Origin of the sequence: Thalassovita mediterranea (assembly GCF_001458435.1) — a bacterium.
Classification (GTDB): Bacteria; Pseudomonadota; Alphaproteobacteria; order Rhodobacterales; family Rhodobacteraceae; genus Thalassobius; species Thalassobius mediterraneus.
This window is the reverse complement of sequence record NZ_CYSF01000012.1, coordinates 45,904-64,078: the sequence shown is the minus strand read 5'-3', so window position 1 is coordinate 64,078 and position 18,175 is coordinate 45,904. Positions and strand designations below refer to the sequence as shown.

The 18,175-nt window shown below is 60.2% G+C and carries 20 protein-coding genes and 1 riboswitch; of the genes, 10 read left to right on the top strand and 10 right to left on the bottom strand.

Going from position 1 to position 18,175, the window contains the following annotated elements:
- Positions 1-203: 203 nt before the first annotated feature.
- The 4 genes from TM5383_RS11495 to TM5383_RS11480 all read left to right on the top strand — a co-directional run bounded on the left by TM5383_RS11495 (position 204) and on the right by TM5383_RS11480 (position 2,889).
- Positions 204-992, top strand: coding sequence for an exodeoxyribonuclease III (locus TM5383_RS11495; protein ID WP_058319443.1), 789 nt, complete (start codon positions 204-206; stop codon positions 990-992).
- Between the two features lie 89 nt (positions 993-1,081).
- Positions 1,082-2,008: a thioredoxin family protein gene (locus TM5383_RS11490; protein WP_058319185.1), complete on the top strand. Its 927-nt coding sequence runs from the start codon at positions 1,082-1,084 to the stop codon at positions 2,006-2,008.
- Positions 2,009-2,035: 27 nt separating this feature from the next.
- The gene (locus TM5383_RS11485) at positions 2,036-2,695 is read left to right on the top strand and encodes an LON peptidase substrate-binding domain-containing protein (protein ID WP_058319184.1); all 660 of its coding nucleotides are present in this window, start codon (positions 2,036-2,038) and stop codon (positions 2,693-2,695) included.
- 8 nt (positions 2,696-2,703) lie between these two features.
- The gene (locus TM5383_RS11480; protein WP_058319183.1) at positions 2,704-2,889 is read left to right on the top strand and encodes a Trm112 family protein; all 186 of its coding nucleotides are present in this window, start codon (positions 2,704-2,706) and stop codon (positions 2,887-2,889) included.
- Positions 2,890-2,904: 15 nt separating this feature from the next.
- Here TM5383_RS11480 and thiQ read toward each other — a convergent pair whose 3' ends face one another.
- From thiQ to thiB, 3 genes are read right to left on the bottom strand one after another with little or no spacing between them, the layout of a single operon-like run.
- Entirely contained in the window at positions 2,905-3,600 is a 696-nt protein-coding gene (gene thiQ, locus TM5383_RS11475; protein WP_058319182.1) for a thiamine ABC transporter ATP-binding protein, read from the bottom strand.
- On the bottom strand, positions 3,587-5,152 hold the full coding sequence (locus TM5383_RS11470) for an ABC transporter permease family protein (protein ID WP_058319181.1): 1,566 nt from the start codon (positions 5,150-5,152) through the stop codon (positions 3,587-3,589). Before TM5383_RS11470 ends, thiQ begins: the two co-directional genes overlap by 14 nt.
- Positions 5,128-6,117, bottom strand: coding sequence for a thiamine ABC transporter substrate binding subunit (gene thiB, locus TM5383_RS11465; protein ID WP_058319180.1), 990 nt, complete (start codon positions 6,115-6,117; stop codon positions 5,128-5,130). The genes TM5383_RS11470 and thiB overlap by 25 nt, the downstream gene beginning before the upstream one ends.
- 38 nt (positions 6,118-6,155) lie before the next feature.
- Positions 6,156-6,259: riboswitch (TPP riboswitch) on the bottom strand.
- Positions 6,260-6,528: 269 nt separating this feature from the next.
- Here thiB and TM5383_RS11460 point away from each other — a divergent pair.
- From TM5383_RS11460 to TM5383_RS11450, 3 genes are all read left to right on the top strand, one after another.
- On the top strand, positions 6,529-7,359 hold the full coding sequence (locus TM5383_RS11460; RefSeq protein WP_143570333.1) for a porin family protein: 831 nt from the start codon (positions 6,529-6,531) through the stop codon (positions 7,357-7,359).
- Positions 7,360-7,482: 123 nt separating this feature from the next.
- Positions 7,483-8,589 carry a chorismate synthase gene (gene aroC, locus TM5383_RS11455; RefSeq protein ID WP_058319178.1) on the top strand — a complete coding sequence of 369 codons (1,107 nt, stop codon included), beginning with the start codon at positions 7,483-7,485 and terminating at the stop codon, positions 8,587-8,589.
- The gene (locus tag TM5383_RS11450) at positions 8,589-9,257 is read left to right on the top strand and encodes an HD domain-containing protein (RefSeq protein WP_058319177.1); all 669 of its coding nucleotides are present in this window, start codon (positions 8,589-8,591) and stop codon (positions 9,255-9,257) included. The genes aroC and TM5383_RS11450 overlap by 1 nt, the downstream gene beginning before the upstream one ends.
- An 18-nt stretch (positions 9,258-9,275) precedes the next feature.
- Here the strand turns inward: TM5383_RS11450 and TM5383_RS11445 are convergent, their stop codons facing one another.
- From TM5383_RS11445 to TM5383_RS11435, 3 genes are read right to left on the bottom strand one after another with little or no spacing between them, the layout of a single operon-like run.
- Positions 9,276-9,692 carry a thioredoxin family protein gene (locus TM5383_RS11445; protein ID WP_058319176.1) on the bottom strand — a complete coding sequence of 139 codons (417 nt, stop codon included), beginning with the start codon at positions 9,690-9,692 and terminating at the stop codon, positions 9,276-9,278.
- 18 nt (positions 9,693-9,710) lie between these two features.
- The gene (locus TM5383_RS11440) at positions 9,711-10,424 is read right to left on the bottom strand and encodes a cytochrome c biogenesis CcdA family protein (protein ID WP_058319442.1); all 714 of its coding nucleotides are present in this window, start codon (positions 10,422-10,424) and stop codon (positions 9,711-9,713) included.
- A gap of 57 nt (positions 10,425-10,481) precedes the next feature.
- On the bottom strand, positions 10,482-11,357 hold the full coding sequence (locus tag TM5383_RS11435) for a DMT family transporter (protein ID WP_058319175.1): 876 nt from the start codon (positions 11,355-11,357) through the stop codon (positions 10,482-10,484).
- Positions 11,358-11,450: 93 nt separating this feature from the next.
- Here TM5383_RS11435 and TM5383_RS11430 point away from each other — a divergent pair, with 93 nt between their 5' ends.
- Positions 11,451-11,837 (top strand): VOC family protein, encoded by a 387-nt coding sequence (locus tag TM5383_RS11430; protein WP_058319174.1) that lies wholly within the window; start codon positions 11,451-11,453, stop codon positions 11,835-11,837.
- 96 nt (positions 11,838-11,933) lie between these two features.
- Here the strand turns inward: TM5383_RS11430 and TM5383_RS11425 are convergent, their stop codons facing one another.
- Both TM5383_RS11425 and TM5383_RS11420 read right to left on the bottom strand, forming a co-directional pair.
- Positions 11,934-12,221, bottom strand: a complete 288-nt coding sequence (locus TM5383_RS11425; protein ID WP_058243622.1) for an HU family DNA-binding protein — start codon at positions 12,219-12,221, stop codon at positions 11,934-11,936.
- A gap of 131 nt (positions 12,222-12,352) precedes the next feature.
- Complete coding sequence (locus tag TM5383_RS11420; RefSeq protein WP_058319173.1) at positions 12,353-13,837, bottom strand: AMP nucleosidase; 1,485 nt, start codon at positions 13,835-13,837, stop codon at positions 12,353-12,355.
- A 171-nt stretch (positions 13,838-14,008) separates the two neighbouring features.
- On the opposite strand from TM5383_RS11420, the gene TM5383_RS11415 reads away from it, so the two are divergent.
- Both TM5383_RS11415 and TM5383_RS11410 read left to right on the top strand, forming a co-directional pair.
- Positions 14,009-14,440 carry a DUF1810 domain-containing protein gene (locus TM5383_RS11415; RefSeq protein WP_058319172.1) on the top strand — a complete coding sequence of 144 codons (432 nt, stop codon included), beginning with the start codon at positions 14,009-14,011 and terminating at the stop codon, positions 14,438-14,440.
- A gap of 20 nt (positions 14,441-14,460) precedes the next feature.
- On the top strand, positions 14,461-15,321 hold the full coding sequence (locus tag TM5383_RS11410) for an SDR family oxidoreductase (RefSeq protein ID WP_058319171.1): 861 nt from the start codon (positions 14,461-14,463) through the stop codon (positions 15,319-15,321).
- Positions 15,322-15,351: 30 nt separating this feature from the next.
- On the opposite strand, the gene dxs is transcribed toward TM5383_RS11410, so the two are convergent.
- Together dxs and TM5383_RS11400 are read right to left on the bottom strand one after the other, a co-directional pair.
- A complete protein-coding gene (gene dxs, locus TM5383_RS11405; RefSeq protein ID WP_058319170.1) occupies positions 15,352-17,280 on the bottom strand; it encodes a 1-deoxy-D-xylulose-5-phosphate synthase in 1,929 nt (642 codons plus the stop codon).
- Positions 17,281-17,301: 21 nt separating this feature from the next.
- Positions 17,302-18,171, bottom strand: a complete 870-nt coding sequence (locus TM5383_RS11400) for a polyprenyl synthetase family protein (protein ID WP_058319169.1) — start codon at positions 18,169-18,171, stop codon at positions 17,302-17,304.
- Positions 18,172-18,175: the final 4 nt, after the last annotated feature.

The following is an 18,175-nucleotide window of genomic DNA, read 5'->3' as shown; positions in this document are numbered from 1 at the left end:
GGACTTTCTTGTAGGGGTGCCCTGGCAGGCGCCCAATCACAACAGCCACACTGAACCCTTTCATGGAATGGTCCGCACACGCTGATCCAAAACGCATCCGTCTGGCAAGAAAAATCTGCACACCCGCCCCCTGTTCACGCTCTTTTCAGGGTGCTACCCCTATCCAACAGATCACCAGCCCGAACCTGAAAGCGGAGCCGCCCATGTCCTTCACCCTTGCCACTTGGAACATCAACTCGGTCCGTTTGCGTGAACCGATTGTCTGCAAACTGATGGCAGAAGAGGGGCCAGATGTCCTGTGCCTACAAGAGTGCAAAAGCCCGGTGGACAAGATCCCGATGGAAGCGTTTCGTGAGCTGGGGTATCACCACATGATCGCCCGCGGACAAAAAGGCTACAACGGTGTGGCCATCCTGTCGAAACTGCCGATTGAAGAGGCGGGGAGTGAGGATTTCGCCAACCTTGGCCATGCTCGCCACATTGCGGGACGGTTGGAAAACGGGGTGACGATCCATAATTTCTATGTGCCCGCAGGTGGTGACAAACCCGATCGCGAAATCAATGAGAAGTTCGGTCAGAAACTGGACTACTTGACCGAGATGCGCGATTTCTTTGCCGCCAATAAGCCGGAAAAATCCATTCTGGTCGGCGACCTGAACATCGCCCCGCGCGAGGATGACGTTTGGGATCACAAAAAGCTGCTGAAAATCGTCAGCCACACCCCGATTGAGGTCGATCACCTGACGCAGGTGATGCAGGCGGGCGATTGGGTCGACGTGACCCGTCAGGACATTCCCGAAGGTCTACTGTACAGCTGGTGGTCCTACCGCGCCCGCGATTGGGACGCTGCTGACAAGGGCCGCCGGTTGGATCACGTCTGGGCCACACCTGATATTTCTGGTGCCGCGCACAGTAGCCGGGTGTTGCGTGATGCACGGGGTTGGGAAAAACCATCCGATCACGCACCGGTCTTTGCGACTTTTGATCTGTGATCCATTGGGGCGCGGGCGCTTTTCCCCCTTTGATTTCGTGCCCTCGCCCCTCATATAAGGAACAACACGAATTTAGCCGGGATAGCACCATGCTGGAACTTGGACAAAACGCGGCCCCTGCGGGCGATCTGATCTATGACGTGACCGAAGCCAACTTTATGGCGGATGTGGTCGAAGCCTCGAACGAGGTGCCGGTGATCGTTGATTTCTGGGCCACATGGTGTGGGCCGTGCAAAACCCTGATCCCGATGCTGGAAGCGGCAGTGACCAAGGCCAAAGGCGCGGTGAAACTGGCCAAGATCGACGTGGATCAGAACCAACAGCTTGCCGCCGCGCTGGCCCAGCAGGGTTTGCCGCTGCAATCGGTGCCCACGGTTGTCGCCTTTGTCAAAGGTCGCCCGATCGACATGTTCCAGGGCGCGGTGCCGCAATCGCAGCTGGATGCCTTCATCACCAAGGTGATCGAGGCAGGTGGCGGCGATGCCTCTGGCGGTTTGGACGATGCACTGGCCGCGGCTGAGGAAATGCTGGCCGATGGCGCGTTTGAAGATGCCGCACAGATCTTTGCCGCTGTGATTGACGAAGACCCCGCAAATGCCGCCGCCTACGCAGGCATGGCACGCTGCCAGATCGCTGCCGGTGAGCTGGATCAGGCAGAAGCCGTGTTGAACGGTGTACCCGCCGAGGTTTCCACCGCTGCCCCGATTGAGGCCGCATTCGCGCAGCTAGAACTGGCCCGTCAGGCCGCAAATTCCGGCCCGCTGGATGAATTGAAGGCCGCGCTGGCAGCGGATGAAAACAACCATCAGGCCCGTTTCGATCTGGCACAGGCGCTGCATGCCGCTGGTCAGGTCGAAGAGGCCGTGGATCAACTGCTCGACCTCTTCAAACGCGACCGCGAATGGAACGACGGCGCTGCGAAACAGCAGCTGTTCACCATTTTCGACGCGCTGGCAGGCAACGATCCGATTGTGCTGAACGGGCGTCGCAAGTTGAGCTCGCTGATATTTGCCTAAGGCATTCAGCGGCCTAATTAGACCGACATGAAACTTAAGGTCGCTCTCCCCGACACGGTTCCCGTGTTTCCCTTGCCCGGGGCTCTGTTGCTGCCCCGCGCTCGGCTGCCGCTGCATATCTTTGAACCCCGCTATATCGCGATGTTGGAGGCATGCCTTGCCACGCCTTCACGCTTGATTGGCATGGTGCAGCCCTGCCAACAAAGGCCGGGCGAAAACCATGGCATGACACCCACACGCCTACACCAAATCGGATGTGCAGGACGCATCAGCCAATTCTCAGAGACCGAGGATGGGCGCTATATGATCACCCTGTCCGGCGTGTCACGCTTCCGCATCCGCGAAGAAATCCAATGCGACACCCCTTATCGTCAGGCACGGGTCTCTTGGGACAGTTTCGCCGCGGACCAAGGACCGGAAGAACAAGATATGCTGTTCAATCGCCCATCGTTCATGGCCCTACTTGAACGCTACCTGACCCAGATGGGCCTTGATACCGATTGGGGCAGTCTGGATGAGGCGGATGATGAATTGCTGATCAACTCGCTGGCGATGATTTTGGATTTCGCCCCTGAGGATAAACAGGCCCTGCTAGAGGCACCCAGCCTGCCAACACGGCGTGAAACCCTTGTCACCCTGATCGAATTTGCGCTACGCGGGGGCCAAGACGAAGAAATCCTGCAATGAGGCCTATGATGAGTGACGACACCCACAGCTTTGACCGCCGTATGCTAGAGGCGCTGATCTGCCCCGTGACCCACGGCCGTCTGGATTATGACGCCGAGGCGCAAGAGCTGATCTCCAAGCCCGCCAATCTGGCCTTCCCGATCCGCAATGGCATTCCGATCATGCTGGTGGATGAGGCACGCGCGCTCGATTGATCGCGGGCTGGCCCCTTAGCCCCCCAGATAATCCCGCAACGCCTGTGGCGGGTTTGTAAACAGCGCCTCCGTCTCTTGCGGGGGCGTTATTGTTCTATCCGCCACCACGGACACATGGCTCGCAATTGCGCGGGCATCTTCGGGTTGGTGGCTGACCATGATCAGCGTGGCGCCTGTTTGATCCAGCACCTCGGCAACCAGATCCAGCATCTCGCCCTTCAGCGCGGGGCCAAGGGCGGCAAAGGGTTCATCCAGCAGCACAATTGGTTTCTTTTGCACCAGAACACGGGCCAGCGCGGCGCGGCTTTGTTGACCACCAGACAGCGTGCCGGGTTTGCGGGTGCCCATGCCCGCCAGCCCCACCTGATCTAGGGCGCGGTCAACCTCTGCCGCCTCTGCCGCTGTCAGCTTCAACGCAGGGCGCAGGCCCAGCCCGACGTTTTGCGCCACGGTGAGGTGGGGAAAATGGTTGTTGTCCTGAAACAGGATCGACACAGGCCGCGCGCCCGGTGCGGCATCTGTCAGATCATCGCCCTGCCATGTGATGCGCCCCTGATCCGGCGGGGTGAACCCCGCAATCAGGTTAAGTAGCGTCGATTTCCCCGCCCCCGACGGACCAATCAGTGCCAGCCGTGCGCCCGCAGGCAAGGCCATGTCAGCGGTCATGGTAAAGACTCCTTGGGTCAGGGATAGATTCTCAAGCCTCAACATGGCCGCGACCTCCTCGGTCAAAAATCCAGAACAGGGCAAGGGAACTGGCCAGCAACAGCAATCCCGCCCCTGCCGCCGCCTCAACCCGGTAGGCGCTCATCAGGCGGTACATTTGCAGGGGCAGTGTGGCGCGGTTGGGATCAGCGAACAGCGCAATCACCCCCAAATCGCCCATCGACAGCGCCGCCGTCAGACCCGCAGCGAACCCCAATGGGCGCCGCGCCCGTGGCAACAACAACAACCGCAACCGCGCATAGCCCGTCAGCCCCAGTGCGTCGGCCAGACGGCCATATCCCGCCTCTGCCTCCCGTAGGGCGGGGACCAGAACGCGCAGCGCAAAGGGCAGCGCCATCAGCGCGTTGACCAAAGCGGTGACGACAAAGGCCAGTTTCAACGGATTGGCAAAGGGATGGATGATCAGGAACAGCCCCGTGCCCAGCACCAAGGGGGAACTGACGATGCCGATCAGCCCAATCCCCTCAATCCGTGGATGGCGGATCGCGGCCAGCGCAATCGGCAAGGCCAGCGCCATGCACAACGCGGTCGAGGACAGCGCGACGATCAACGACACCCACAGCGCGCGCCAGACCTGCGGCGGCAGTTGGGCAATCCCCCACAGACCATCCCAAACCAGCATCGCAATCGGCAGCACCAGAAACAGCGTCGCCAGCACCAGCGCCAGCGCGTCCAGCACACGGGCCATCACGCCTGACGCATCCCAGCGCTGCACCACACGGTCCAGCCCCGCGCCCAGCGCCTGCCCGCTGTCCTGCCCCAGTGCCACAATCGCCACGATCCCAACCAGCACCGTTTGCACCAGCGCCAGCATCGCCGCGCGGGCCAGATCGAAATCAAACCGGAACGCCTGATAGATCGCCAATTCCAGCGTCGTCGCCTTCGGCCCACCGCCCAGCACCAGCACCACGGCAAAGCTGCTGAGGCACAGCGCAAAAATCACCAGCCACGCCCCCGGCAGCGCCCGCATCAACATCGGGGCCTCTAACACACGAAAGCTTTGCCAGCCATGTAGGCGCAGCGTGGCCGCCAAACGAAAGCGTTCGGCGGGAATATCCTGCCACGCCTGCAACAAAATGCGCGTCGCTAGGGGCAGGTTAAAAAACACATGCGCCAGAACCACGCCGTGCAGGCCATAGATCTGCACCGGTGGCAGGCCGAACAGGCCCAAGAGGTCCGACATCAACCCGTTGCGGCCAAACACCGCCAACAGGCCCATCACCGCCACAATCACCGGCAGGATAAACGGCGCACCCAGCAGCGTGATCAGCGCTGCACGCCCGCGAAACCGCCGCCGCGCCAAGGCGCGCGACACAGGGATCGCCAGCAGCACCGACAGGCTGGCCGACAGTACAGATTGCAGCAGGGAAAAGCGCAGCGCCGCCCCATCGGCGGCGCTGAAGGTGAGGCTGGTCAGCCCTGCCTCACCCGCGCGGTGAAACACCGCAATCAGCGGCCCGATCAGGCACAGCAGGACCAGACCTGCCGCCAAAAAAACGGGCCAGCTGCGGATCATTTGCTCAACGCGTCCAGCCATTCGGCCAGGGCGGCGTCCCGCACCGCAGGCGCGTCCGCGGCGGGGGTAATCAGTGCCTTTTCCGGCGCGATCAGGGTCTCAAACCCCTCTGGCAGGCCAGCGGCGGGGGTCACGGCGGGATACATCCAGTTGGTGGTCGGAATGATCGACTGGAACGCGTCCGAGGTCATGAAGGACAGGAACTGGTCCGCCAGTTCCGGCTGATCGGTGCCCGCGATTTTGCCTGCCACTTCGATCTGCATATAGTGGCCTTCGTCAAAGGCGGCGGCGGATTTGCTGGCGTCTTCTTCGGCGATCAGGTGATAGGCGGGCGAGGTGGTGTAGGACAGCACCATGTCTGCCTCACCTTCCAGGAACAGGCCGTAAGCTTCGGACCAGCCTTTGGTGACGGTGACAATGTTGTCGGACAGGCCTGCCCAGATCGCCGGTGCCTCATCGCCATAAGCGGCCTTGACCCACATCAGCAGCCCCAGACCGGGGGTCGAGGAACGGGGATCTTGGATCACGATTTTCAGATCGCTGTCAGCCAGCGCCTTGAAGTTGGCAGGCCCTTCCAGATCAGCGTTTTGAACAAAGGCGAAATAACCCCAGTCATAGGGAACAAAGGTCGCATCGTTCCATTCGATCGGTAGGGTGTAGTCTGCAGTCACCGAATGCGGCGCAAACAGGCCGGTTTCAGCGGCCGCGGCGGTCAGGTTGGTATCCAGCCCCAGAACAACGTCAGCCTCGGTGCGCGCACCTTCCAGCTTGATCCGACCAAGCAGGGCCGCGCCATCACCGGCGCCAACAAGTTGCAGGTCACAACCGCAGACCTCTTCGAACGCTTTTTCTACCGCCGGGCCGGGGCCCCAGTCGGACACAAAGCTGTCGTAGGTGTAAACGGTCAACACAGGTGTGTCGGCAACGGCGGCTGTGCTAAGTGCGGTGCCTGCCAGCAGGCCAGCAACTACGGCGAAGGATTTCATCGGTTTCTCTCCATTTCGATGACAGGCAAAGAGGGGGGAAACCAGATCCCAACCTTCCCTCCGCCGGTCTTAACCGGATCAGGTTCTACGGGTCCGCATTGTGCGTCTCAGCCTTGTTTCAAAGGCACCCCGAGGTAGGCAAAACCTAGTGCGCACCCCAGACAAAGACAATGCGCATTCGACCCGTGCAACGATGCAATTCACCCATCAAGAAACACCGGACAAATACGGCAAACACCACAAAATACCGCCATCCTATTAAAATAATTCAACATTTCCCTAAAGGTTTTGCCGTATAGACGTATTCAACCCTAGACCGCATGCACCGCTGCGGGATGCCCCAGCATTCCGTCCAGCATTCGAAATAGACACCGCAGCCAATGGCGGCGATCAGGAATGAATCAAGACAATATGAAACACCTTTTTAAGACCGCCGCGCTTCTTTGTTTGATGATTGCCCCGACAGCAGGCCACAGCATTGAACTGGAAACGCTGGACCTGACCCTCAGCACCAATCGGATCAACGGCAACAGTTTGGACGACAGCACCGTTTATCTGGACAACAAACAGGTGACCGTCGATGCGTCGGGCACATTGGTCGGGCGACTTGGCTTTGAACTCGGCGCTGGTGCGGCCGACCCATCCGATAGCCTGCGGGGCGCAAACAATGTTAGGCGCCTGTCAACGGCGCTGACATTTGATGTGTCGGATAAGATCGAAATTGGCGCCTACGGGGATTGGGCGCGATTTGACTGGCTGGGGCGATATAAAACCAACAGCTATGGCCTACAGGCGCGCTACAGTGACGCCGCATGGCAAGTCAGCGGCTATCTGGGGCAATCTGACTATGACGAACTGGGTGTTGCGGATAAGGCGGATAATTTCGGCCTAGATGCGCAGTATGGGGTTTCTGATCGGTTGATGCTTGGGGCGTACTACGACTATGAAAAGCTGTCTCTGGCCAAATTGCAGCGCTATGGGCTGAACCTCGGCTGGCGCGTCAGCACGAATGGTCAGGTGCCGGTTATCCTGCGCGCTAGCATCGGCAAACACCAGATCGACAGCCGCAAAAGCAACAGCTTTGCGATTACCCTGCATGTGCCGCTAAAGGGCGATGGCCGGTTTGATCGCAGCGGGTTTACCCCACATTCTGGGTTTCAGGACGGCTATGCCATCACTGGTCTGCACTCGGGCCCTAGCGCACCGCATTTCTGCACGCTCTACCCCGATCGCTGCCGCTAGGGCCGGTTCGAAATCCACCACAAAGGCCACGCCCCCAACTGCGCGTGGCCTTTTTTCACGTTCCGACGCTTTCCCCATCCCGACAATCCCGCTAAAGGGAATGGGAACAAAGGGGGCGCCCACATGAGCATGAATTCTTTCGGTCATCTTTTCCGTGTCACCACCTGGGGCGAAAGCCACGGGCCCGCACTGGGTGCCACTGTGGACGGTTGCCCGCCAGAGGTGCCGGTAACCCCCGAAATGCTGCAGGTGTGGCTGGACAAACGCCGCCCCGGTCAGAACAAAAACACCACCCAGCGCAACGAACCTGACGCGGTGAAAATCCTGTCCGGCGTGTTTGAGGGCAAGACCACCGGCACGCCAGTGCAGCTGATGATCGAAAACACCGATCAACGCTCGAAGGATTATGGCGACATCGCCCAGACCTTCCGCCCCGGTCACGCCGACATCACCTATCACCAGAAATACGGCAACCGCGACTATCGCGGCGGCGGACGCTCCTCTGCCCGTGAAACGGCGGCGCGTGTGGCGGCGGGTGGTCTGGCGCGTGAAGCGATCAAGGCCATCGTTCCGGGGCTGGAGATCAAGGGCTATATGACCCAGATGGGCGATCTGGAGATTGACCGCGACCAGTTCGACTGGGATGCGATTGATCAGAACGATTTCTGGATTCCCCAAGGCGCGGATGAAGCCCAGAAGTGGGAAGATTACCTGCAAAAACTGCGCAAAGATCACGACAGCGTCGGCGCGGTGATCGAAGTAGTGGCGCGCGGCGTCCCCGCCGGGATCGGCGCCCCGATCTACAACAAGCTGGACACCGATCTGGCCGCCGCGATGATGTCGATCAACGCCGTAAAAGGTGTTGAGATCGGCGAAGGCATGGCCGCTGCCCGCCTGAAGGGCACCGAAAACGCGGATGAGATCTACATGGGCAACGACGGCCAGCCGCGCTATTCGTCCAACCATGCGGGAGGCATTCTGGGTGGTATTTCCACCGGACAGGACGTTGTTGTCCGCTTTGCGGTGAAACCGACATCGTCCATCCTGACCCCGCGCCAGTCGATCCGCAAGGACGGCACCCCGATTGAGGTGGTGACCAAGGGCCGCCATGATCCCTGCGTCGGTATCCGCGCGGTGCCGGTGGCAGAGGCTATGATGGCCTGTGTGATCCTGGACCATCTGCTGCTGCATCGTGGTCAGATCGGTGAAAACCGCGGCCAGATCGGTTAATGCCAGCCCCGCAGATCGAGGTACTGCGCCAGTCCCTGCGCGCCATCGCGGCGGCGGAGATGGCGCAGGACAGCGCCCATGATCTGGCGCATCTGGATCGGGTTTGGACCACCTGTGAACGTATCGCGACCGCTGAAGGCGGCGATCTGCGTATCCTCTTGGCCGGTGCCTACCTGCATGATCTGGTGAACCTGCCCAAGGATGCACCGAACCGCAGCGACGCCTCTACCCTTGCAGCAGAGGCTGCAGCGCCACATCTGACCGCACTGGGGTATAGCACGGCCGAGGTTGCGGCGGCCCAGCACGTGATCCGCGCCCATAGCTTTTCCGCCGGAATAGAGCCTGAAAGCCATGAGGCACAGATCCTGCGGGATGCAGATCGACTAGACGCCATCGGCGCAATCGGGTTGGCGCGATGCTTTGCTGTTTCGGGCAGTTTGGGCCGCCCGCTTTATGCCACGGATGACCCCTTTGCCACTGCGCGGCCACTGGATGATGGCACCCAGACGCTGGATCATTTCGCGGTGAAACTGCTGCGCTTGGGCGATGGGATACTGACCCAAACGGGCCAGCAGATCGCCGCAGAACGGGTCGCTGTGCTAATGCGTTACCTGCGTGATCTGGCGACCGAACTGGGACAGCCCGCGCCAGAACACTGGTTTACCTGACACGACGGCCTGCACCCGTCAGGATGCAGCTGTCAGCGCCTTGTCCATCAAATCCTTGATCACGCTACGGCTGGTTTGCGCAATGATACGCCCCAGCTCTTCGTCGCCCTTCAGCGCCACAAGGGTGGACCGGCGGGGGATGCGCAGTTCCTTCACCAGATCGGAGCGGCCAAACTGATCCCAATCCACATCGATGAACACGATCTTTTCGCCATAGGCTGGGTTATCCGCCATCAGCGCCTTGATCACACGTTCCTGCGCGGCGCAGGTGCTGCACCAGCTGGCCTTGAAATCCAGAAACACGGTGTCCCCTGCGGCGAGGTGCTTTTTCACCAGACCTTCGCTGTAATTCAGCGCCGCCGCCTGCGCGGCAGGGGCCAGTACAGCGGTTGCCAGTCCAGCGGCGCCCAGCGCGATAAAGTCCCGACGTTTCATTCCCATCTCTCCTTCAAATCAAAAACGGACCGACAGATCCTGTAACCTATAGGGCAGCGCGTTCACGGCCCAAGCTTCGGCATAGTGTTGCAAACGGAAAAGTAGCGCAGTGCCCACCAACAGAAAGACAATGCCCATCGCAGGGCGTGCTTTTTCAGCAATCACGCGCATCACACCCTTGTGGCGGGTCAACAGACCCCGCGCGCCATAGCCCAACGCCAGGATCAACGTGCCGACGCCGGCAGCGAAACTGACCATGATCGCCCCCGCCCACAAAAGGCTACCGCCCTGCGACGCCAACGAAATCGCCCCGCCCAGCGTTGGCCCGATACAGGGCGACCAAACCGCCCCCAACAGCAGACCACCCAGAAACTGACCACGCAGCGACGTATGATCGACACTGTTCATCTGCCCATCGGCAGAGGCCGCCATGCCCGCCGTCGCCGTGGAAAAAGCGGCCGAAAATCGTGGCACCAACAGGATCAGGCCAAAGCCGATCATCAACACCGCACCGGCGTCGGAAATCATCTGTTGATCAATACCCAGCGCAAAGCCAAATCCGCTAATCAGCAGGCCAAAACTGACGAAGCTGACGCCCATACCCAACGCCAGCGCAACAGGCCCCAGCCGATGCGCCTGCAAGGCGCCGGTCAGCACAATCGGCAACACCGGCAAAACGCAGGGGTTGATCAGGGTCAGCAGACCAGCAAGGTAGCCAAAAAACAGTTCCATACCGCCAAGATGCCGCGCGCCAACGCGCGAGTCACCCGACAATACCCTGACAGCGGATCACGAGGTCGTGGGTGTTTGTTTCGACAATTGCACGGCCAGAATCCCCGCCGCGATCACCACAACTCCCACCACGTCGCTCAACCCCAGTTGTTCGCCCAGCAAAGCTGCCGCAATTGCGACGCCAAAAAACGGGTTGAGGAAGTGGAAGGTTGCCGCCTTCACCGCGCCGATGCGGTTGACCAGCGTGAACCACACCCATGTGGCCGCCAATCCCGGCACCAATGTGGTGTAGGCAAAGGCCACGACCAACTGCCAGCTCCACGTGACCTCTAGCGGTTCAAACAGTGCCGCCGGCACTGCCAGCACCGCGGACCCAATCAGCATCTGCAAGCCAACGATCATCATCACATTGCCACCGGAGGAAGCCCCGCGCACCGCCAGTGTTGCCACCGTCAGCGCCGCCGCCGCGATGAAGCACAGCGCGACCCCCAACAGGTCCACACCAGCGCCGATACGGGCGCCCATGATCAGCACCACGCCGACAATACCCAATCCCAGCCCAGCCAGCGCAAGTGGGGACAGCCGTTCGCGAAACACCAGCCAACCTGCAATCGCCACCATCAACGGCATGGTGGACGCGATGATCGACGCCAGCGACGCCTCCACCCATTGCATGGCAACAAAGTTCAGCCCAAGATACAGCGCGTTCTGACAGATCCCGAAAATCACCGTCGCCCGCCATTGCGCAGGGGTCAGCCGGAACGACTGCCCCAGCATCCGCGCGATCATCACGCCCAGCAGGCCGGAAATCAGAAACCGCAGCGAAAGAGAGGCAAGAGGCGGGGCGTATTCCACAATCACCCGCGCCGAGGTGAAGGCCGACGACCACATAAAGGCAAAGGCCAAACCCAACCCGATTGCACCTGCGTTCATGCCTTGCCCTACCCTATGTCCCGTGCTTCCCTATTCCCCGCTAACATGCTGCTGGCCTAACCGACAAGCCAGAGAACTACGGGGATACAAAACATGCAGGACGGCACAGGCACCGAAATCACATCTATGATCACCGGCATGATCACCTGGGTTTATTGCGAGGATCTGGAAAAAGCCGCCACATTTTATCACGATGCCCTTGGCCTAACGCTGTGGCGGGACGCAGGCGCAGCGCGGATTTACCAGACAGGCCCCAACAGCTATATCGGCGTCTGCCGCGCCTTTGAGGATCGGGTGGTACAGCCACAGGGCGGCATGATTACCCTGCTGCATGACGATGTGGATGGCTACTATCAGGCGCTACAGGCCAAAGGTGTGCCCTGCCGAGGAGCCCCCGAAACGATCGAGGCCTTCGGCATCTACAGTTTCTTTTGCGAGGACCCGAATGGCTACCTGATCGAAGTGCAAACTTTCCTCTGATCCTTTGCCTCTAAGTCCTGATGCCCGACCAAACAAAAAGGGCCGCCCGCAGGCGACCCTTTCCGTATTCTGATCCGTGCAATGACGGATGCGAACTTAGGCGTTTACGCTGTCTTTCAGCGCTTTCGCGATGGTCATTTTCACAACCTTGTCCGCTTCTTTTTTGATCTGCTCACCGGTGGCAGGGTTGCGCACCATACGCTCGGGGCGTTCGCGGCAATAGATCTTGCCGATGCCGGGCAGGGTTACGGCGCCGCCACCCGATACTTCTTTGGTGATGATCGACACAACAGCGTCCAGTGCAGCGCTTGCGGTTTTCTTTTCCGCGCCCATTTCCTCGGCCAGAGCAGCGACCAGCTGAGTTTTGGTCATCGGTTTTGCCATTTTTTAGGTCTCCTTAATTCGCCCGATCACTTGGGCCTCATCGCGCATAGTTAACGGTATCTGGCGTATAAACACAACGGATTGTGATCTGCAACAGCACCGAAACAAGTAAAAAATACGGGTTAATCCGATTACAGGAACGCCGTCTCATCGAAACTGCGCAGTTTTCGACTGTGAATGCGCTCCAACGGCATCTCCCTTAGCCTTTCCATGGCCCGAATGCCAATAAGCAAATGGCGCGAAACCTGTGTTTTATAGAAGTCAGAAGCCATTCCCGGCAATTTCAACTCGCCGTGCAGCGGTTTATCGCTGACGCACAGCAAGGTGCCGTATGGAACCCGAAAGCGGAAGCCGTTTGCGGCGATGGTCGCGCTTTCCATATCCAGCGCAATGGCGCGCGATTGGCTGAGCCGTTGCACTGGCCCCGACTGATCGCGCAGTTCCCAATTGCGGTTGTCCAGACTGGCCACCGTGCCGGTGCGCATCACCCGTTTCAGGTCATAGCCTTCCAGCTGGGTTTCAACCGCGACGGCCTCTTCCATTGCGATTTGAATTTCAGCCAGCGCGGGGATCGGGACCCAAACCGGCAGATCATCATCCAGCACCCTATCCTCACGCAGATAGGCATGGGCGAGGACAAAGTCCCCCAGGCTCTGACTGGATCGCAGACCGGCACAGTGCCCGACCATGATCCAGGCATGAGGGCGCAGCACCGCGATATGATCGGTGGCTGTTTTGGCGTTTGACGGGCCAACCCCGATGTTGACCAGCGTAATGCCCGATCCATCCGCCCGTTTCAGGTGATAGGTCGGCATCTGCGGCATCTTTTCCGTCGGCGGTAGGGGCTGATCGGCACCCGTAATCTCTACATTGCCAGTCGCAACGAAGGAGGTGTAGCCGCTGTCAGGATCGGCCAGCATCTGGCGCGCGTAGCCTTCAAATTCCGAGACGTAGAACTGATAGTTGGTGAACAACACGTGGTTCTGGAAATGCTCTGGATCGGTGGCGGTGTAGTGGCTGAGGCGGGCCAGCGAATAATCCACCCGCTGCGCGGTAAACGGGCCCAGCGGCAGGGTGCCACAATCCGGCACCTGATAGGTGCCGTTCACGATGTCATCATTGGTCGTCGCCAGATCCGGCACGTCGAACACATCGCGCAGCACGAAACTACCCGCGCCTTCCTGCGGCACGGTGATGTCCCCCTGCCCCGCGACAGCGAAATGCACGGGGATCGGGGTATCGGACAGGCCAACCTGCACATCTACGCCGTGGTTCTTGATCAACAGCGCGATCTGTTGGCACAGGTAATTGCGGAACAGATCCGGCCGCGTGATCGTCGCGGCAAAGGTGCCGGGCTGCGCCAGATGGCCAAAGCTCAACCGGCTGTCCACCTTGGCATGGGTGGTGGTGGTGATCCGCACCTCTGGATAATAAGCGCGGTAACGACGATCGGCAGAGCACACCGCCATCACATCGCGGAACTTCTCAATCAGGAAGGCAGTGGAACCGTGATACAGCGCCTCTAGGCGGGCAACGGCTGCCTCTGGATCGCTGAAACTTTCTGCGTCTGGCAGGATCGGGGTTTCAATCAAATGGTCTGGAATATCTTGGGGCATTTCGCGTTCCCTTTTCCCTGACGTTGGCACGGGGAACAGGTCGCCGCAAGCAGGCGGGCGGCAGAAAGCGCAGCTTATGGGCAAATCTCTTTGGTATGGCGGCCTTTCGCTAGGTTGCGAAACTTGTCATCCTGTCCCTCACAGCACCCTGATCCATTGGCCACCCCGCACATGACCTACGACCTGTCCCGTTTCATCGCCGCCCAAGAGCGTAGCTATGCCACCGCGGAACGTGAGGTGAGCGAGGGCCGAAAGGTCAGCCATTGGATGTGGTACATCTATCCGCAACTCATTGGGTTGGGCCGATCAGACACCGCGCTACACTATGGGATCGAGTCGCTGGCAGAGGCCACAGCCTACCTTGACCATCCGGTGCTGGGGCCCAGATTGCTGCATATGATGGACCTGATGCTGCAACACCTCGATCAGCCTGCCGATATGATCCTTGGCCCTGTGGATGCGCTGAAACTGCGCAGCTGTGCGACGCTATTTTCGCATGTTGCAGGCGCGCCGCCTGTCTTTGCACAGGTGGTAGAGATGTTTTATGACGGCACCAGATGCGAAGTGACCGAAGCGCTGCTGCGCAAAGCTCAGGTCGCCTGATCCCTGACATGAGGCCCACTATGACCAAGACCCTGCTTTCCTTCGGCCACGGCTATTCTGCGGCGGCGCTGGCCGACCTACTGGTGCCACTGGGATGGCGGGTGATCGGCACCACGCGCAAGGCGGAAAAATGCGATGCGTTGCGTGCGGCGGGCGTTGAGCCGGTACTATGGGATGAGGATCTGAGCGATTATATCGCGACGGCCAGCCACCTGTTGATCTCTGCCGGCCCGAATGCAGAGGGCGATCCGGTGCTGAACCGCTACGCCAGCCAAATCGCTGAACGTGCGGATCAATATGAATGGGCCGGCTACCTGTCCACCACTGGCGTTTATGGCGACCACCAAGGCGGCTGGGTGGATGAGGATACACCGCTCAGCCCCTCGACCAAACGCGGGCAATTGCGGGTGGAGGCAGAGGCGGCATGGCAGGCGCTCCCTGACCTGCCACTGCATATCTTCCGCCTTGCGGGCATTTATGGTCCCGGACGCGGCCCCTTTGCCAAGGTGCGCAATGGCACCGCGCGGCGCATCATCAAGGAAGGTCAGGTGTTCAGCCGCATCCATGTGGAGGATATTGCACAGATCCTGCTGGCGTCGATCAACCGCCCCAATCCCGGCGCGATCTACAACATGTGTGACAATGATCCCGCCCCGCCAGAGGATGTGATCGCCCACGCAGCGGAACTGCTGAACCTGCCAGTGCCCGAAGCGGTGGATTATGAAACCGCCGAGATGACGCCAATGGCGCGCAGTTTCTATGCCGAGTCAAAGCGCGTGCGAAACGACCGCATTCGCGATGAATTGGGCGTTACGCTGAAATATCCAGATTACCGTAGCGGGTTGGCCGCGCTGTTGGCGGCGGAAACCTCAGCGCAATGAACGCGCTGAGGATCACAATCTAACGCCCAATCAGGCGCGTTTTTCATCCAGACGGGCGACGCCCAGAACCGACAGCACCTTGGCCTCAATATCCGAGGCATTCAGGCCCGCGACGTCATACATCGCCTTGGGGCTGGCCTGATCAATGAAGATATCCGGCAGCACCATCGAACGGTATTTCAGACCATTATCAAACAGCCCTTCCTCTGCGAGGAACTGCGCCACATGGCTGCCGAAACCACCAACGGCCCCCTCTTCGATGGTGATCAGCGCCTCATGGTTGGCGACCAGATCACGGATCAGATCCTCATCCAGCGGCTTGGCAAAGCGGGCATCGGCCACTGTGGGGGTGATCCCCTTGGCCGCCAGCGCGTCGCAGGCTTTCATCACCTCTGACAGACGGGTGCCAAAGGACAGGATCGCCACGCGGGCACCCTCCTGAATCATCCGGCCCTTGCCAATTTCCAGCGGGGTGCCGCGCTCGGGCAGATCGACGCCCTCACCCTCACCACGCGGGTAACGGAAGGCGATCGGCCCTTCATCATGCGCAGCGGCGGTGGCCACCATATGCATCAGCTCTGCCTCGTCCGCGGCGGCCATCACCACGATGCCCGGCAGGTTCGCCAAAAACGCGGTGTCAAAGCTGCCCGCATGGGTCGCCCCATCGGCGCCCACCAGACCGGCGCGGTCGATGGCAAAGCGCACAGGCAGGCGCTGGATCGCCACGTCATGAACCACCTGATCGTAGCCACGCTGCAGGAAGGTTGAATACATCGCGCAGAACGGTTTCATCCCGCCCGCCGCCAGACCGGCGGCAAAGGTCACGCCGTGCTGTTCGGCAATCGCCACGTCAAAGCAACGGCTGGGATAGCGTTCGGCAAACAGGCTAAGGCCGGTGCCATCCGGCATTGCGGCGGTCACAGCGGTGATCTTGTCATCCACTGCGGCCTCGGCCAGCAGCGCCTTGGAAAAGACGCTGGTGTAGCTGGGCGCGTTCGACGGCGTTTTGTGCTGTTTGCCGGTCAGCACATCAAACTTGGCCGTTGCATGGCCCTTATCAATCGCCGCCTCTGCGGGGGCGTAGCCTTTGCCCTTTTTGGTCTGCACATGGATCAGCACCGGACCAGTTGCGCGGGCTTTCAGCGTGCGCATGACCTGCAGCAGCTGGCCCATATCGTGACCGTCCACCGGACCCACATAGGTAAAGCCCAATTCCTCGAACAGGGTGCCGCCAATGGTCATGCCCTTCAGCATTTCCTTGGCCCGCTTCGCCCCTTCACGGAAAGGTTCGGGCAACAGGCTAACCGCGCCCTTGGCGGCCTGCTTGATGTCTTGCAGCGGCTCAACCGTATACAGGCGGTTCAGATAGTTCGACAGCGCGCCAACGGGTGGGGCGATCGACATGTCGTTGTCGTTCAGCACCACAAACAGCCGCTTGCCCAGATGGCCCGCGTTGTTCATCGCCTCAAACGCCATGCCAGCCGACATCGATCCATCGCCGATCACCGCAATTGCATCGCCCAGACCGGTGTCAATCACGCCGCCCAGATCGCGCGCCACGGCAAAGCCCAGCGCCGCCGAGATCGAGGTAGAGCTGTGCGCCGCGCCGAAGGGATCAAAGGGCGATTCCGACCGTTTGGTGAACCCCGACAACCCGTCCTGCTGGCGCAGGGTACGAATGCGATCGCGACGGCCAGTCAGGATCTTGTGCGGGTAGCACTGATGGCTGACGTCCCAGATCAATTTGTCCTTCGGGGTGTCAAAGACCGAGTGGATCGCCACGGTCAATTCAACAACGCCCAAACCAGCGCCCAAATGGCCGCCGGTTTCCGACACCGCCGAAATGGTTTCCTGACGCAGTTCGTCCGCGATCTGGCGCAGCTGCGCATCATTAAACCGTTTCAGGTCCGCAGGTGTATTCACCTGATCAAGAAGCGGTGTATCGGGTCTGTCTGACATGGCCCCCTCCGGGGTGGAATTTTAGCTGTGACGCGAGATAACGAAACGGGCCGCTTGTCGCAAGGTTTCCGCCTCATCCCCATAACAATCTAGGGCGCTGCAGGCTTCTTTCACCAAGGTTTCTGCGCGAGTTTTCGCTGCCTCTAGGCCCAAGAGCGACACAAAGGTCGCCTTACCCGCATCAGCATCCTTGCCCACGGCCTTGCCTACAGTTTCGGCGTCGCCTTCGACATCCAGCACATCGTCCCAGATCTGGAACGCCAGACCCAGTTTTTGCGCATAGATGGACAGCGCGCTGGTATCCGCGCCGGCCAGCACCGCGCCTGCACAGGCCGACCATTCGATCAAGGCGCCGGTTTTACCCGCCTGCAATTCGGTAATCTGTTCCAGTGTCAGCGGGGTCGCGGCTGTTTCAGCGGCGATATCCAACGCCTGCCCTTTCACCATACCCGCCGCGCCAGATGCGCGCGCCAGCGTCAGCACCAATTCGGCCCGCACCGCTGGATCATTGGATGCCTCAACCCGGGCCAGCAGTTCAAACGCCAGCGTCTGCAAGGCGTCCCCAGCCAGCACAGCGGTGGCCTGATCCCATTTCACATGAACCGTGGGCAGGCCACGGCGCAGATCATCGTCATCCATACAGGGCAGATCATCATGGACCAGCGAATAGGCATGCAGCGCCTCAACCGCCGTTGCGGCCCAGATCGCCTGGTCCGGTGCAATACCATGCAAACGGGCGCTTTCCAGCACCAGAAAGGCGCGCAACCGTTTGCCGCCTGCACTGGCGTAATGCATCGCCTGCACCACCGGTAGATCATCCAGTTCGCCCAAAACGCGGTCCAGATGCGCCTGCACCTGTGATGCGGCGTCTTTCAAACGGGTGTCAAACACGGGT